The sequence below is a fragment of the Rickettsia japonica YH genome, from assembly GCF_000283595.1.
Lineage (GTDB): Bacteria > Pseudomonadota > Alphaproteobacteria > Rickettsiales > Rickettsiaceae > Rickettsia > Rickettsia rickettsii.
Map to the genome: position 1 here is coordinate 340,756 of NC_016050.1, position 14,925 is coordinate 355,680.

The following is a 14,925-nucleotide window of genomic DNA, read 5'->3' on the forward strand; positions in this document are numbered from 1 at the left end:
ACAAAAGAGTGAAGATAACAGTAAAGCGAATAGCAGGACTAAATATGTTAATTTTACCGATAGTAAAAGGCGAGTATAAAAAAGATTATAATTTAAAACACTTAACATGGTTTAAAGTAGGCGGTAATGCTGAAAATTTCTTTAAACCTTTAGATAGCGAAGATTTAAAAAGTTTCTTAATACAAAATAAGCAAAAATTACCTATAAAGACTTTTGGAGCAGGCTCAAATATTATTATAAGAGACGGCGGCATAGAAGGGGTCGTTATAAAACTTGGTCAGAATTTTAGCAATATTGAGTTTATAGATAATCATTTAATAGTAGGTAGCAGCTGCCTTAATTATAATTTAGCAAAATTTTGTCAAGCAAATGCTATTTCCGGTTTTGAGTTTTTAGTAGGTATTCCAGGGACTATCGGCGGCGGTATTGCTATGAATGCCGGTGCTTACGGCTCTGAATTTAAAGATATTGTAGTGCAGATTGAAGCGATTGACTTTGCAGGAAACTTTTTAACATTCACAAATGAAGAAATCGGTTTTAAATATCGCAGTAATAATTTACCAAAGAATTTAATTATTCTCAAAGCTGTTTTTAAAATAAATAAAGGCGATAGTGAAAATATATTATTACGGATGAATGAAATAAATAATGCAAGATCATCTACACAGCCTATTAAAGAGCGTACGGGCGGTAGTACTTTTGCAAATCCTGAAGGGCGTAAATCTTGGGAACTTATTGACAAAGCGGGGCTTAGAGGCTATAGAATAGGCGGTGCTTCGATGTCAGAACTTCATTGTAATTTTATGATAAATAACGGTGATGCTACCGCTAAGGATTTAGAAGATTTAGGTGATTTCGTCCGGCAGAAAGTATTTGAAGATAGCGGGGTTAAGTTAGAGTGGGAGATTAAGAGAATCGGACGTCATTCCTAATTAAAAATGGCGTTGTTGCAGCTAGTTTTATGTCATTCCCGCGAAGGCGGGGATGACATCGAGTAGGTTTTTCGAGCTATGCAACAAGGCCGCTTTTAGTTAGGAATTACAATGGATTTAATAAGAAAGGAAAAAACATGCATAAATATCAAACACATTGGGTAGAACACTCTATAGTCAAAATATTAAGTAGTACCGGTAAAAAGCATATAGCATTAATGGCGGGCGGTATGTCTGCTGAGCGTGAAGTATCGTTAGTGTCAAGCGAAGGAGTTAGTAAAGCTTTAATTGAATTAGGATATAGAGTTACCTTTATTGATATGGGAGCGGATATTGCAGTTAGATTACAAGAAATAAAACCTGATATCGTTTTTAATTGTCTGCACGGTACATATGGTGAAGACGGTTGTTTACCAGGATTACTTAATATAATGCGGATTCCTTATACTCATAGCGGCGTGTTATCTTCAGCTTTAGCATTCAATAAAATACATTCTAGGAGCTGGTTTTTAACGAATAATATTAATATGGCAGAAAGCATTGTTGTAAATAAAAGCGATAATATAAAAAATGATCCTATGAAACGACCGTACGTTATTAAGCCTCTTACACAAGGTTCAAGTATTGGTGTTGAGGTGATATTTGCAGAAGATGATTTTAACTTTGCCGATTATGATTTTCCTTACGGTGATCAGGTAATAATAGAACAATATATAAAAGGGCGAGAATTACAAGTAGCGGTATTAAACGGCAAAGCTCTTGGAGCTTTAGAGATTAAATTACTAAAGAATCGTTTCTATGATTATGAAACTAAATATACCGAAGGATTTGCTGATCATCTTTGTCCTGTTCCGCTACCTGCTAATTTATATGAGAAATTACTTATAGAATCAGAAAAAATTTATAAAACAATGAATTGTAAAGGTCCTGCTAGAGCAGAGTTTATTTTAGAAGAGCAAACAAACAAGTTATATGCTTTGGAGATAAATACTCACCCAGGTATGACGCCTTTATCAATAGTGCCGGAAATTGCAGCTTATGCAGGGATAAATTTTACTAACTTAATTGAAGAAATTATAAAGACGGCAAGCTTTGAATCATGAGAAAAAAAACAAGCTCCAATAAAAAAAAACAAACAAAAAAAACTAATAATATCTCATTACGCCGAAAATTAGGACTAATTTACAAAAAAGCAATATTAGGGCTTAAGATTGCTTTAATTATCTTTGTATGTCTATTTGTTTTTACAAAATATTTTGCCGGCATAAAAACCTACTTAACAACAAATATATACCAAACAACAACAAAACTTGGGTTTAAACTTGAGAATGTTATCATTGAAGGACAGCAAAATGTCGATGAGCCTACAATATTAAAGGTTTTAAATGCGAATAAGGGCAGTCCTATTTTTGCTCTTAAATTAGACGAAATTAGAAATAATTTAAAGAAAAATAAATGGATCAAGGAAGTATATGTTAGTAGAAGATTACCAAATACGGTATATATAAAATTATTTGAAAGAGAACCTATTGCTATTTGGCAAATTAATAATCAGCTTTTCTTAGTCGATGAAGAAGGTTACGAAATTAGTAAAAATATTCAACCTTTTCCTCATTTATTACATGTTGTAGGGGAAGGGGCGAATATCTATGCAGGTACATTAGTATTAGAGCTGCAGAAATATCCGGCATTAATGAATAAAACTTCAGCTGCTGTAAGACTCGGAGATAGAAGGTGGGATTTAAATCTTAAAGGTAATATAAGTATTAAGTTACCTGAAAAAGAGTTTGAAGAAGCATTAAAATATGTCGATGCACTAAATAAAGCTAATAAGCTATTTAACCAAAATTATAAGGTTTTGGATTTAAGGGATAAGCATAAGTATTATATAGAGAAGTACTGAGAATCGTCATTGCGAAGAGAAACGTAGTTGCGACGTGGCACTCTTATCAAGCATCCTGAGATTGCTTCGTCGCATTACTTTGTAATTCTTCGCGCAATGACGTTTTTGGAATAACAAGCATAAAACAATGAAAGAGAAAATATCAAATTTTGTTACACTTGATTTCGGTAGTAGTAAGATTGCCGTAATTGCTGCCTATATTAGTAAAAAAGGTGAAATTAAAGTAGCTAGCCAAAATTTGCATCATTCTAAAGGTATTAAATCAGGAGTTATATCAGATTTAAAAAATGCTGAAACTAGCATTGTTTCAGCAATTTACGCACTTGAAAAAGATTGCGGTAAAAATATAAAAAAAGTTATATTATCGTTATCAGGTGCCGACACTAAATCTTATTATATTAATTATACCATTAAAGTTAACGGGCAAACCGTAACGCAGCAGGATATTAAAAAGTTACTACAAAAAGCATTACTTGAATTTAAAGTTAAAAACCAAGAAATTATTCATTATTTTCCTCTTGAATTTACCCTTGATAATAATTCAGTCGAGAATCCTATAGGTATGTACGGTAGAGAACTTAGTTGTGAATTACATATTATTGCTGCTAGTTCAAATATGTTATCAAATATTGTACAATGCTTCGCTAAATGTCATGTTGAAGTCACAAATATTACTCTAGCAATTTATGCTTCTGCTATTAGCTGTCTTACGAATGATGAAAAAAATCTAGGTTCGATTATCATCGACATGGGGGATAAAACTACCTCTTTCGGCATTTTTTTTGCCGGTAAATTAATATATACGGGGCATGTAAATATAGGTAGTTTTCATATTAGCTCGGATATTGCTAAAGTCTTTGGTATTGATCTTGTTACGGCAGAGAAATTAAAAATTTTATACGGTAATGCAATGATACCTTTATTTGAAAAAGATAGTATTATAAATATGGAGGATTTTCAGGTTGATACTCATCATACTTTAAATACTTCCGTAACAATTTATAAATTGGCGGAGGTAATAAGAGCAAGAGCCGAAGAAATATTATCAATAGTAAAAGCCGAATATGATAAAGCAACAAAAGGGCAGGTTGAAGTTTTTAGAGTTGTAATTACTGGCGGCGGGTCTCAGCTTAGAGGACTTAAAGAGCTTTCAAATAAAATTTTTGAAAAACAGAGTAGAATCGGTAAACCGGAGATTATTGCCGGTTTTATAGAAGACTATAATCCGGCCATGTATTCAGCAACTATAGGAATGCTAAAAATTCATGCTCTAAAACAGCAAAAAGAATTTGCTCATACTAGACTTGATGCAAATAGTAGCTTCTTTAAAAAAGCTTTTGATTGGTTTAAAGAGAATATTTAGAGAGGCTGCCCGCGTTGGACTGGAAAATGCATTTAGTGTCATTCCCGCTTCCGTGGGAATGACATAAAATGATCCACGTAACACAATACCTACTTGCAATGAGTACTTGTATTTACGCGGGCAATGTCATTTAGAAATATTTTGCTAAGAATTATTATTAGGTTTTTCTCTAGAACAAATTAGTACATTCCCTTTAACTTCGATAATAAAAAGTCGGTCGCCTGTTTTTGCATCGATTTCATTTGGAACAAGGTAAGCATTCATAATAGCACCGGACCATCTTACTTGTCCTATAGTATCAGAAGAAACTGTAGAACTATAAACCTCTACCGTTTTGCCTATCATATCCGAGTAATTTTTTGTTTTATCAGTTTTATTATAAACATATTTTTTAAGAGGATAATATAATATGCAAAACCAAATAAGCGATAATATACCAAAAAATGTTATTTGATTTGTTAAGCTAACTAGAGGGTAGTTATATACCACAAGAGTGTTTGATAACGCTCCAAGCCCAAAGAATAAGAATCCAATACTTGGAACTGCAAAGAATTCAACAACTATGCAAATTATGCCTATTATTAACCATATTTCGGTGAGATAATTATTTATCATGAACATAAGTTTTTAAAAATAATATTACGTCAGCTATGTCTTGTGGTTTTGAGATACCGGCAAAGGACATTTTAGTTCCTGGTGCATAGATACTTGGTTTATGTAAGAAAGCAAATAAACTATCATCATCCCATACGTCGCCAAGTTTTGATAGAGCAGGGGAATATTTATAGTCTGCTATGCTTGCTTTTGGTCTGCCTGCTACATCCCAAAGATGCGGTCCTAGTTTATTTGGACCGTCTTTATCAAGAGAATGACACATTAAACATTTCTTGGCTATTTCACGACCGTTATCGGCGTTAGCAGTCTTCATTAATTCTGGTATATTTACCGGTGCTTGCTCTAGTGCAGTAGTATTTTGATTTTCTGATGATTCTTGAACCGCAACACTGTAGCCGCGATGTTGTAACTCTAGAGTGGGTTTGTATAATATATTTGCAACAAATCCAACCATCATAGCAATTAAACTAGCCAATAAGATGGCTGCAACAATTTTATTTAATTCTTTTCCAGACATTTATTTTGTTTTTTTTATTAGAATTTATACTATAATTTAAGTTGTAAGAGAAGTTAATTAAATAAATAAAAGAAAAATTTATAAAAATATTTGTTCTTTGGAGAGAAAAATAAATGTCAAAAAAATCAAGGGTTAGAAAAATATTTAATAAGTTAAAATCTTATTGGACTAGTTTTAGACAAAGTAAAATCGGTAAAATATTATTTAGCAATAGTTTAAGTTATGCAGTTTCCATAGCTTCTATAGCAATTACAGTTTCTGGACTTTTTACTCCTATATCACCGATAATTATAGCTGTAGCTGTTGTTTCAGGAGTTAGCTTAGGAATTCAAGCTGTAAATGAGACTTTGAAAGTGCATGATTTGCGTAAACTTCATAAAGAGAATAATTTATTAGTACATAACAGAAATGCTAAAAGTCAGCAAGATTATATATTATCATTAGAACCGAGCTTAAAAGATATTTTGAAAAATGAATTATATACGCCGCAAACGGCAGGTAAGTATGCTACTCAAGATAAGTATGAGTTAAATGTAAATAAATTGAAAAGTACAGGACGAATATTTGGAAATAATTTAGGTGGAGCCGCAAATTTGGTCGCTTCTATTATTAAAGGTGCTAGCGGTAATGTGCTTGATATATTAAAAGCTACGGGTTACGGTGTAGTGACAACCGCATCATTAATTATCGACGGTCTGACTGAAAAGGAAAAAATAGAAATAAAAGCAATATTTAAATTAAATATAAATGAAGAATATAAAAAACAAGATACTCCTATATATGAAAATTTAGAACAATTAGAGAATTATACTAAAAATCAAGTATTGCAAACATTAGCTTTAAAAAAATTAATAACGGATAAGAATTATTGGAGTATGAATAAAGACCAAAAAATACAAAAATTTCGAGAAATAATAGGCAGTTTTAATTCTGAAATAAAAAGAAACGGTTTAGAAGAATTTTTTAGAGAAAATAAAATAACAATGGATAATAGCAAAGAGAGCTATGTTAAAGATATTCAAAATGTAATGAATCCATTTTATGAAAATCCTAGTAAAGCCGAAGGATATAATCCTTTAACTAAAGCTATGGATAAAGATAAAGTTAATAATGCTGAAATAAAAAGGACCAAAAGTGAAAATTTAAAAATGATGCAAAAAAGCAAGCGAAATTTAACAATATGAAATGATTATTATAACTCACTGCTAGTTACAAATTTGTAAGAGGTAGTATCGCTAAATATTCTATGCAATAGTTCATTATTAAGAGCATGGCTGGTTTTGTAGCCTTTAATTGCACTTACAATGCTAGTGCCGTTGGTATATAAATCACCGAATAAATCTAATAGTTTATGGCGAACAAATTCATCTTCATAACGTAATCCGTTTGGATTTAAGATTTTATCCTGCTCATCTATTCCTATAGCATTCTCAAATGAGGCACCTTGGGCAAGCCCTTTGCTTTTCAAATAATCAACATCTCTTATAAAGCCAAAAGTTCTAGCATCCGCAATATTTTTAGTAAAAGATTCTTGATCCCTAAAACTTAGATTTTGTCTGCCTATAGCTTTACTACTAAAATCAATGGTTAAATCTACAGTCATGTGATCGGAAGGAGTACAATATAATTCACAATCTTTATGCACTACTTTTATATCTTTTAAAATTTTTAGATATTTTTTAGGAGCATTTTGTAATTTTTTTCCTGCACACTCAATCATAAACACAAAAGGTTTACTACTGCCGTCCATAATTGGTACTTCAGGACCGTCAATTTTAATAATTGCATTATCAATGCTGCATCCCCAAAGTGCTGCCATTAAATGTTCAATTGTTGAAATTTGAACTTTATGATCATTACTGATAGTGGTAGATAACAAGGTATCGGAAACATTGAAATAGTTAGCTTCAATATAATTATTTTCAGAAGATATATCGGTTCTAATGAATATAATTCCGGTATTTTCTTTAGCGGGTTCTATAGTTAACTGGGTACGTTTTCCTGAGTGGACCCCGATTCCGTAACAACTAACCGGTTTTAATAATGTACTTTGCTGCATTTTAGGCATTGTAAAAATATATTTAAATATTAATATTTAATGCCAAATTATACAAGTTATATTATGTTACAGAATATTACACATATACTCGATGAACTTCAAAAATTGGCTGCGTCATCCTAAAAGAGTTGCGATACTCACGTATTAAGTATACGCGCCGCTCCTCACCTTGTGGATTCCTTGCTCGTTTTGAAGTTGATCTTCGTCTATGTTAGTATAAGACTTCTTGCATAACTTGCTAATAAGGAGAAATTTGCAGGAGACACGGAACGCAGAACCGCAGCGTACACGCAAGTAACGTGAGGATTCGAGTACCGGATCGACGTACAAATTACCCTTATTAGCAAGTTATGCAAGAAGTCTTATTAAAATCTATATAATGTATACTTAATAAAATACCAAAAATGATAAGCTACAAAACTACCGACTACGGCAAAAACAGAAAATAAGAAATCACTGCCGTTAATAGTGCCGTAAGGTACATAAGATGATAAAGCTCCGGCATATGTACCGATGCTGCACATTGAAAAATACGAAAATAAAGCTGTTCTAAGTTCGTAATCCCTAAATTTATCAATTAGTATTAAAATATTGCAAATATAAATGGATCCTAAACAACTACCGATTAGTATTATATATAATATATTAAGGTTTTTATTAGTTCCATGAAGCGGTAGTAAAATAAAGCAGACGAGCAGAATTATAGTTAGTGATAAATTAGCCAAATATTTATTTACTTTGCTTAATATATAGCATATAGGAATTATAGAAAAACATATTGCTAGAAAAATATATTTTAGTATAAGTCTTAAATTAATTAATGCTAATTCTTTCTTTAATGCAAAAGCTTCATAATACCATAATATATCCAAGGTGACATAAGCAACTACGAAGCCTGTCAATAATTGTAATTCGACATTTTTTATTAAGGATGAAAATTTGGAATTTAAATTTAATTTATGAGATGTAGGATTATAATGCAGAAATTCGGTTAGTATATTGATACAATATAATAATGCACAAATTACTATAGTATTATTTGTCGGTGTTATAAATGGATTTAATAAATCTACCATTAAGTTTCCACCCGCCCATAACAACATTATACAAGCTAAAAAAAAATATTTCTTTTCTTTGCTACTCTCAATAATGTCTAATGTTATAGAAGTGAAATATGAAAATGTTCCAAAATTAATTACAATAAAATTAATTTTAATTAGAGTATAATTATTTAATAAAATTAGGTTTATTGTACAAATAATTAATAAAGATAAGCTAATTAAAATAATTTTTTGATTACTTAACTTATTAATTAACTGTGTTAAGGCAAAGCCTGCGATTATCGAACCTATAAATTTAGTTTGATTTATATGATTTATTTGTTCTCCACCTAGATTTTTATTTAGCAGTAAAAAGATTTTAAAATTATAAAAATTTATAGCATTGATACAGGAAAAAATAAATATTCCCAAAAGTGAGAAAAAAATAGTTTTGTAATCGTTTTTTAAAGTCATAAATTAAGTGTTTGCTAAACATAAATACATTGTATATAACTCATAATTATAATGATTAAGATTATTATCTTAAAAATTAAAGAGATTCGTAATTCCATTATTTAAGTATATATGGATAGTTATTAGATTATCAGCTTTTAATCAAGTATGGTAGTCTTATTTATAATTTGTATATAATTATTGTTGAATTTTAAAAAAATTAATGAATTAAATAATATGAAAATATTTTAATGTAAGAAAAATAATAATATATTTTTTAGTATTTTAAAGAGGTATTATTTGAAGTTTATCTAGAATTTCATTTTTGCTCTTTACTCATAGATAAATTATCTATTTAAATAAATTAATACAAGATAAACAATGATTTTTCTTAAGATACAAGCATTATATTAATTATTTGTTCTTCAAGTTAGTGAGCAAGATAAATGAATAAAAAGATTATAATTGATGCTAATTTTCCAAGCGAAACAAGAGTAGTTTTATTAGGACAAAGCAACAATATAGAAGATATTGAATTTCAAACAACCGTAAGACAACAAAATAAAGGTAACATTTATTTAGCAAAAGTTACAAGAATAGAACCGTCGTTACAAGCTGTTTTTATAGAGTACGGAATGGATAAAAGCGGTTTTTTACCGTTTAGTGAAATCCATCCTAACTATTACAATTTGCCTACCTCGGAGAGAAATTTTCCAGTTAATGCTTTTCCTGAAATAGCTCTTTCAAATATTACGGTTGAGGATGATGAAGAGAAACCGGCTGCTATATATGATTCTTTGATTGATAGTGAAGAAATTGACCTAAAAACCATAGAAGATTTAGTAGAGAGTAAATGCCAGTCAGAACTTAATTTAGAAGCGGCTGATGATATTGAAATGATTCAAAGCGGTACCTCTGAGTCAAATATTCCGCAATATAAACAATATAAAGTTCAAGAAGTAATAAGAAAAAACCAAATATTATTAGTGCAGGTTACTAAGGAAGAACGAGGAAATAAGTGCGCCGCTTTTACTACTTATATATCCTTGGCTGGTAAATATTGTGTTTTAATGCCTAATAAAGGTTCGCAAAACGGTATATCGCGTAAAATATCAAACGGGGAAGAAAGAAAAAGACTGAAAGATATTTTAAATAAAATAGTAAGCGGTGACAAAAATGCTTATAGCGTCATTGTTAGAACCGCAGGTAGAGGAAGTAGCACCTTAGATTTAAAGAAAGACTATAATTATTTAGCAAGGTTATGGAATAAAATTCGTAAAAGTACTATTAAATTTCCGGCTCCGTGTTTTATTCATGAGGAAGATAGTATAATACGTAAAACCATACGTGATATGTGCGATCACAATGTTAAAGAGGTGGTAATTCAAGGACAAGAGGGTTATGAAGACGCTTCAAAATTTATGCAGGATTTATTACCTTCAGAGCTTGCAAAGCTGAAAGAGCATAAAAGTAAAACTCCTATATTTACTAAGTTTCAAGTAGAAGAGCAATTAGTTAAATTATATCAGCCTGTAGTGACGTTACCTTCAGGAGGATATATCGTTATTAATCCTACGGAAGCTCTTATTTCAATTGATGTAAATTCCGGTAAATCAACTTCTGAACAAAATATTGAAGAAACGGCACTAAAAACTAATTTAGAAGCAGCCAAAGAAGTAGCAAAGCAAGTAAAGCTTAGAGATCTATCAGGTTTGATAGTTGTTGATTTTATAGACATGAGCGAAGCTAAGAATCGTAAAATTATTGAACGATCCTTTAAAGAGTTTTTAAGTCGTGATCGTGCTCGTATACAAACCGGTAATATTAGTCAGTTTGGACTACTTGAATTCTCAAGGCAGAGATTACGTTCTTCTTTCTTAGAAACTAATTCGGCAATTTGTTCTCATTGTAACGGTAAAGGAGTCATTAGAGCAAGTGACGCTAATGCTATGTTAATTTTACGTACTATAGAGAATGAAATTTTTGAAGAAAGAATTGATGTAATAAATGTTTTTACCAATATCGTTTCAGTTATTTATCTACTTAATAATAAACGTGCTGAGATAAAATTTATTGAAGAAAAATATAATATAAAGCTTAATTTTTATTCCGATCCTAATGCTACATCAGATAGTTATTCTATTGAAAAAGTGAAGCTGTTCAAGAAAAATAACAATAATGTTAATTCTGTTAAGCCGGTAATTCAGAATCATAATGCCGATTATACTGAAGAAGAGCTGAAAAAAGAACAGTTACGCAAAAATAAACATAAATGGAAAACAGCTAATAATAGTAATAATATTGCTAATGAAGTAAAAGATAAGAGTTTAGAGGCAAAAGAATCGGTAGAGCAAACCATAAGTGTTGTGGAAGAGGTGAAAGTTGTAGAAAGTAATGCCGGCTTAGAAGCAGCACAAGCTACTCCAAAAAAGACAAAACGTAGATATCGTAATAAAACATCAAATAAGAAACGTCCTTCTAATACCGTCGAAGATACGGAAAAGAATGCAGAGTCTTGATTTGAGGGTTATAATATGTCATTCCTGCGAAAGCAGGAATCCAGTAATCTTTAATGTCACCCCGTGGGCTTGACCACGGGGTCCATAAAAATAATAAAAAATACTAATATGATTAGTATTTTTAGCTGGATCTCGCGATCAAGTCGCGGGATGATAAATGATAAACCTATCCACGCAACAAGGCCTACGCGGGGATGACATAGCAATGCCGTAATGACGCGATAAAAAACATAAACTTAAAATAAAAGTGCAGAAAAGTTTAATTACAAAATGGTTGTGTATAAGTTGTATAATGGTCATAGCGACGATTGTTATAGGGGGGATAACAAGGCTTACCGGTTCTGGTTTATCTATAGTTGAGTGGCGTCCGGTAACTGGTATTTTGCCGCCTTTTAGTTTTGAAAGCTGGCAAGCGGAATTTGCTAAATATAAAGCTTTTCCTGAATATAACTCCGTTAATTACGGAATTACTTTATCACAGTTTAAGTTTATTTATCTGTTAGAGTTTATACATCGATTACTCGGTAGAATTACAGTTTTAATATATATTGTACCTTTAATATATTTTTATTTTAAAGATGTTATAAAAAATCGTGACATACCTTATATAATTGTTTTGTTGTTATTTTGCGTACAAGGCTTTATGGGGTGGTATATGGTTAAAAGCGGCTTGTTGAATAGCCCGTATGTTAGTCATTTTCGACTTGCTTTTCATTTAATTATCGCCGTAATTATTTATCACATACTTTTTTATCAACTAATAAAAAATCGTTGTGATATTTTGTTAATCCCGTCACAAACAGATTTTAAATTACCATTAATATTTTCCGGTATTGCTATTACTGTAGTATATGTGCAAATTTTTTTAGGTGCTTTAGTTGCAGGGCTTGATGCAGGGCTGATATATAATAGTTTTCCGCTAATGGATGATAGTTTTATCCCGATGGAGATAAAAAATAATTTCGTTGATCTTAAAAATTGGTATGATCCGGTTTTTATACAATTCATACATCGTTTAGGCGGCTATAGCGTATTTTTGGTTGTTGTAGTTTTGATAATTTGCTTGTTAAAAATAGAACATCCGAAATTAAATAAGATAGCGTATTTTTTAATGATTGCATTATTTATGCAGGTATCTACCGGAATAATTACTCTTTTATACTCTGTACCTATAATAATTGCCTCTATACATCAGCTTTTTGCTATAATCCTTTTGTCTATAATAATTTGGTGCTATTTTTTAATAAAAAGTTCCTAATTTATTAAAAATATGATCATCGATTTCAATACTCCTATTTCTTCTAGATTAGATAAATATTTAAAACGTCTATATCCCTTATTGACTCAAGGAGTAATAGAGAAAGCATTACGTCAAAAACAAATTACCGTTAATTCTCAGAAAGCAGAAGCGAGTTTAAGAGTAAAGGGCGGCGATAAAATTTTTATTAACGATAAGTTTAATTTACCTGTTAAGCAACCTGAAAAGTTAGTTTTTACCGACGCTGAAATTAAGCTAGCGAAGAAAATTACTACCGATTATTTGATATATGCAGATGATAATTTAATAGCTATAAATAAACCTGCAGGTCTTGCTACTCAAGGCGGCAGTAAAATAAATTTATCTATTGACTCTGCATTAAAATATTTGAATTATAAAGGTGCTGATTTTAAGTTAGTACATAGATTAGATAAAAAAACAAGCGGTTTGCTCTTAATAGCCACAAATTATTTAAGTAGTGTAAAACTTCATGATGCTTTTAAAGAAAAATTGGTTGTAAAAACATATTTTGCCGTAACCTATGGGAAGCCAATTAAAAATGTAGGCGAAGTTAGAAGTAATATAGAAAAGAGTAAAGGAAGTACACCTAAAATTACTGATATTGATAGTGAAAATGGTAAACTTGCCATTACTTATTACAAAGTACTTAAATCACTTGATAATAACTTATTTTTAATTGAATTTACGCCGGTTACAGGTAGAATGCATCAATTAAGGTTGCATGCTAAATTATTAGGTTGTCCGATACTTGGAGATGATAAATATGGTAATAAAGAAATAATGCCGTATAGTAAATATATGTTCTTGCATGCTAATACTATATGTTTATCTGAAAAAATTTTTGGTCAAGAGATTAAGTTAGAAGCAAAATTACCGTTTTATTTTAATAGACGTCTTACATAACTTGCTTCTAAAGGTAATTTGTACGTCGATCCGGTACTCGAATCCTCATGTCAAGTGTACGCTGTGGTTCTGCGTTCCGTGTCTCCTTCAAATTTCTTTTTATTAGCTGCGTTATGTAAGACGTCTATTGATAAGTTTGTGGAGTGTTGCAGTTATGATTCATAGATATTTTTTATTGCTGCTTTTTTTTATGACTAATTGTATTGATTGTTTTGCAGATATACAGCAAAGAATCAATGAAGCAGAAAAAGAATATATAAGTAATAGATTTTTAAATGCCGTTTTTATGTTTGCCGATGATTATAAACCTTTGTTAACCGGTGCTAAAGGAATTTTTGCTTTAAATGGTGAGCAATTAAAAGCAAATGAAATGATGCCTATTGCTTCTGCTACAAAGCCTTTTACAGCAGCGGGAATCTTAAAATTACAAGAACAGGCATTATTAAATATTAACGATAAAATTTATAAATATCTTGATCCGGAAATGTGGGGTGGAAAAGTGCCGGATTGGGCATATAAAATATCTATCCATAATTTATTAACGCATAGTAGTGGTATTGCTGAATATTTTAGTTTTGTTAAACTTGATTTAAATATGCCTAAGAAAGAGATTCACAAGAAAATATTACAATTTGTTTCTTCTAAGCCTTTAGAAATATCTATAGGGAAAAAATTTAAATATAGTAATACTAATTTTGTTATACTCGGTATGATTATAGAAAAGGTGGCTAAAAAAGATTTAGCTAACTTTTTTTATGATGAATTTTTTAAACCGCTTAATATGAAATCTACTAGTTTTGCTTCATATAGTGAAGCCGCTAGAATCCAAAAAAACGTTATTAGTTCTAATTATCCGGTAAGATATTTTTTAACGCCTAATAATAGTAATAAACCTATATTTACTCCTGTAACTGCTGATTTTTTAGCAGTTCCTTGTGCTGACGGTGGTATAATATCAACACCGGTTGATCTTATTAGATGGTATAGGGCATTAAATGAGGAGAAAATTCTTTCTAAGAAGTCGTATAAACTTATGACTACTAAATATTTTTTAGCAAAAGATATAGAAGGTCGTAAGTCTTATATGGGTTACGGTATTTTTCTTACTGATCTTGATTCTAAGCGTTTAATGATTCATTATACGGGAAAAGCCCTTGGAATACAAAGTGAAGCAGGATATGTTTTGCCTGATAATCTTTATTTTGCTATACTTAGTAATACTATGATAAAAATTCCTGAAGAAGAAAAAGATAAAATTGATATGAAAAATCCTTTAAATCAACTTGGAATAATTTATTTTAGAGATGCAATAATAGGGGCAGCTATAAAAAATTGAATAGAC

13 protein-coding genes and 2 pseudogenes are annotated in these 14,925 nt (G+C 30.7%); 10 read left to right on the top strand and 5 right to left on the bottom strand.

The genetic code is table 11. From position 1 onward, the window contains the following. Positions 1-44: 44 nt before the first annotated feature. From murB to ftsA, 4 genes are all read left to right on the top strand, one after another. Positions 45-932: a UDP-N-acetylmuramate dehydrogenase gene (gene murB / locus RJP_RS01790; RefSeq protein WP_014120614.1), complete on the top strand. Its 888-nt coding sequence runs from the start codon at positions 45-47 to the stop codon at positions 930-932. A 137-nt stretch (positions 933-1,069) separates the two neighbouring features. Beyond that, positions 1,070-2,035 carry a D-alanine--D-alanine ligase gene (locus RJP_RS01795; RefSeq protein ID WP_014120615.1) on the top strand — a complete coding sequence of 322 codons (966 nt, stop codon included), beginning with the start codon at positions 1,070-1,072 and terminating at the stop codon, positions 2,033-2,035. Beyond that, positions 2,032-2,835 carry a cell division protein FtsQ/DivIB gene (locus RJP_RS01800; protein WP_014014038.1) on the top strand — a complete coding sequence of 268 codons (804 nt, stop codon included), beginning with the start codon at positions 2,032-2,034 and terminating at the stop codon, positions 2,833-2,835. The genes RJP_RS01795 and RJP_RS01800 overlap by 4 nt, the downstream gene beginning before the upstream one ends. A 127-nt stretch (positions 2,836-2,962) precedes the next feature. Then, complete coding sequence (gene ftsA / locus RJP_RS01805) at positions 2,963-4,198, top strand: cell division protein FtsA (protein WP_014120616.1); 1,236 nt, start codon at positions 2,963-2,965, stop codon at positions 4,196-4,198. A gap of 144 nt (positions 4,199-4,342) precedes the next feature. Here the strand turns inward: ftsA and RJP_RS01810 are convergent, their stop codons facing one another. Together RJP_RS01810 and RJP_RS01815 are read right to left on the bottom strand one after the other, a co-directional pair. Beyond that, positions 4,343-4,819 carry an NfeD family protein gene (locus tag RJP_RS01810; RefSeq protein ID WP_012152576.1) on the bottom strand — a complete coding sequence of 159 codons (477 nt, stop codon included), beginning with the start codon at positions 4,817-4,819 and terminating at the stop codon, positions 4,343-4,345. Further along, on the bottom strand, positions 4,803-5,330 hold the full coding sequence (locus RJP_RS01815; RefSeq protein WP_014014041.1) for a c-type cytochrome: 528 nt from the start codon (positions 5,328-5,330) through the stop codon (positions 4,803-4,805). The genes RJP_RS01810 and RJP_RS01815 overlap by 17 nt, the downstream gene beginning before the upstream one ends. Positions 5,331-5,443: 113 nt before the next feature. Here RJP_RS01815 and RJP_RS01820 point away from each other — a divergent pair, with 113 nt between their 5' ends. Continuing rightward, the gene (locus RJP_RS01820; protein ID WP_014120617.1) at positions 5,444-6,514 is read left to right on the top strand and encodes a hypothetical protein; all 1,071 of its coding nucleotides are present in this window, start codon (positions 5,444-5,446) and stop codon (positions 6,512-6,514) included. Between the two features lie 8 nt (positions 6,515-6,522). Here RJP_RS01820 and lpxC read toward each other — a convergent pair whose 3' ends face one another. Further along, entirely contained in the window at positions 6,523-7,389 is an 867-nt protein-coding gene (gene lpxC, locus RJP_RS01825; RefSeq protein ID WP_014014043.1) for a UDP-3-O-acyl-N-acetylglucosamine deacetylase, read from the bottom strand. Between the two features lie 226 nt (positions 7,390-7,615). Between lpxC and RJP_RS11240 the strand changes: the two are divergent. After that, a pseudogene (locus RJP_RS11240) lies at positions 7,616-7,765 on the top strand (palindromic element RPE1 domain-containing protein); the annotation flags it as partial. Here RJP_RS11240 and RJP_RS01830 read toward each other — a convergent pair. After that, positions 7,755-8,903 (bottom strand): MFS transporter, encoded by a 1,149-nt coding sequence (locus RJP_RS01830; RefSeq protein WP_014120619.1) that lies wholly within the window; start codon positions 8,901-8,903, stop codon positions 7,755-7,757. The pseudogene RJP_RS11240 and the gene RJP_RS01830 overlap by 11 nt on opposite strands. 425 nt (positions 8,904-9,328) lie before the next feature. On the opposite strand from RJP_RS01830, the gene RJP_RS01835 reads away from it, so the two are divergent. From RJP_RS01835 to RJP_RS01845, 3 genes are all read left to right on the top strand, one after another. Next, a complete protein-coding gene (locus RJP_RS01835) occupies positions 9,329-11,401 on the top strand; it encodes an Rne/Rng family ribonuclease (RefSeq protein ID WP_014120620.1) in 2,073 nt (690 codons plus the stop codon). A gap of 247 nt (positions 11,402-11,648) precedes the next feature. Next, entirely contained in the window at positions 11,649-12,659 is a 1,011-nt protein-coding gene (locus RJP_RS01840; RefSeq protein WP_014120621.1) for a COX15/CtaA family protein, read from the top strand. A gap of 12 nt (positions 12,660-12,671) precedes the next feature. After that, positions 12,672-13,583: an RluA family pseudouridine synthase gene (locus RJP_RS01845; RefSeq protein ID WP_014120622.1), complete on the top strand. Its 912-nt coding sequence runs from the start codon at positions 12,672-12,674 to the stop codon at positions 13,581-13,583. Here the strand turns inward: RJP_RS01845 and RJP_RS08940 are convergent. Continuing rightward, positions 13,565-13,693 (bottom strand): annotated as a pseudogene (locus RJP_RS08940) (palindromic element RPE1 domain-containing protein); the annotation flags it as partial. The gene RJP_RS01845 and the pseudogene RJP_RS08940 sit on opposite strands and share 19 nt — an antisense overlap. A 44-nt stretch (positions 13,694-13,737) precedes the next feature. On the opposite strand from RJP_RS08940, the gene RJP_RS01850 reads away from it, so the two are divergent. Then, positions 13,738-14,919, top strand: coding sequence for a serine hydrolase domain-containing protein (locus RJP_RS01850; RefSeq protein ID WP_024704477.1), 1,182 nt, complete (start codon positions 13,738-13,740; stop codon positions 14,917-14,919). The last annotated feature ends 6 nt before the right edge of the window (positions 14,920-14,925 follow it).

Coding starts and splice junctions, on each gene's coding strand:
- RJP_RS01820 (WP_014120617.1), top strand. CDS start 5,444: ATGTCAAAAAAATCAAGGGTTAGAAAAATATTTAATAAGTTAAAATCT.
- murB (WP_014120614.1), top strand. CDS start 45: ATGTTAATTTTACCGATAGTAAAAGGCGAGTATAAAAAAGATTATAAT.
- RJP_RS01795 (WP_014120615.1), top strand. CDS start 1,070: ATGCATAAATATCAAACACATTGGGTAGAACACTCTATAGTCAAAATA.
- RJP_RS01800 (WP_014014038.1), top strand. CDS start 2,032: ATGAGAAAAAAAACAAGCTCCAATAAAAAAAAACAAACAAAAAAAACT.
- RJP_RS01815 (WP_014014041.1), bottom strand. CDS start 5,330: ATGTCTGGAAAAGAATTAAATAAAATTGTTGCAGCCATCTTATTGGCT.
- RJP_RS01810 (WP_012152576.1), bottom strand. CDS start 4,819: ATGTTCATGATAAATAATTATCTCACCGAAATATGGTTAATAATAGGC.
- RJP_RS01835 (WP_014120620.1), top strand. CDS start 9,329: ATGAATAAAAAGATTATAATTGATGCTAATTTTCCAAGCGAAACAAGA.
- lpxC (WP_014014043.1), bottom strand. CDS start 7,389: ATGCAGCAAAGTACATTATTAAAACCGGTTAGTTGTTACGGAATCGGG.
- ftsA (WP_014120616.1), top strand. CDS start 2,963: ATGAAAGAGAAAATATCAAATTTTGTTACACTTGATTTCGGTAGTAGT.
- RJP_RS01850 (WP_024704477.1), top strand. CDS start 13,738: ATGATTCATAGATATTTTTTATTGCTGCTTTTTTTTATGACTAATTGT.
- RJP_RS01845 (WP_014120622.1), top strand. CDS start 12,672: ATGATCATCGATTTCAATACTCCTATTTCTTCTAGATTAGATAAATAT.
- RJP_RS01830 (WP_014120619.1), bottom strand. CDS start 8,903: ATGACTTTAAAAAACGATTACAAAACTATTTTTTTCTCACTTTTGGGA.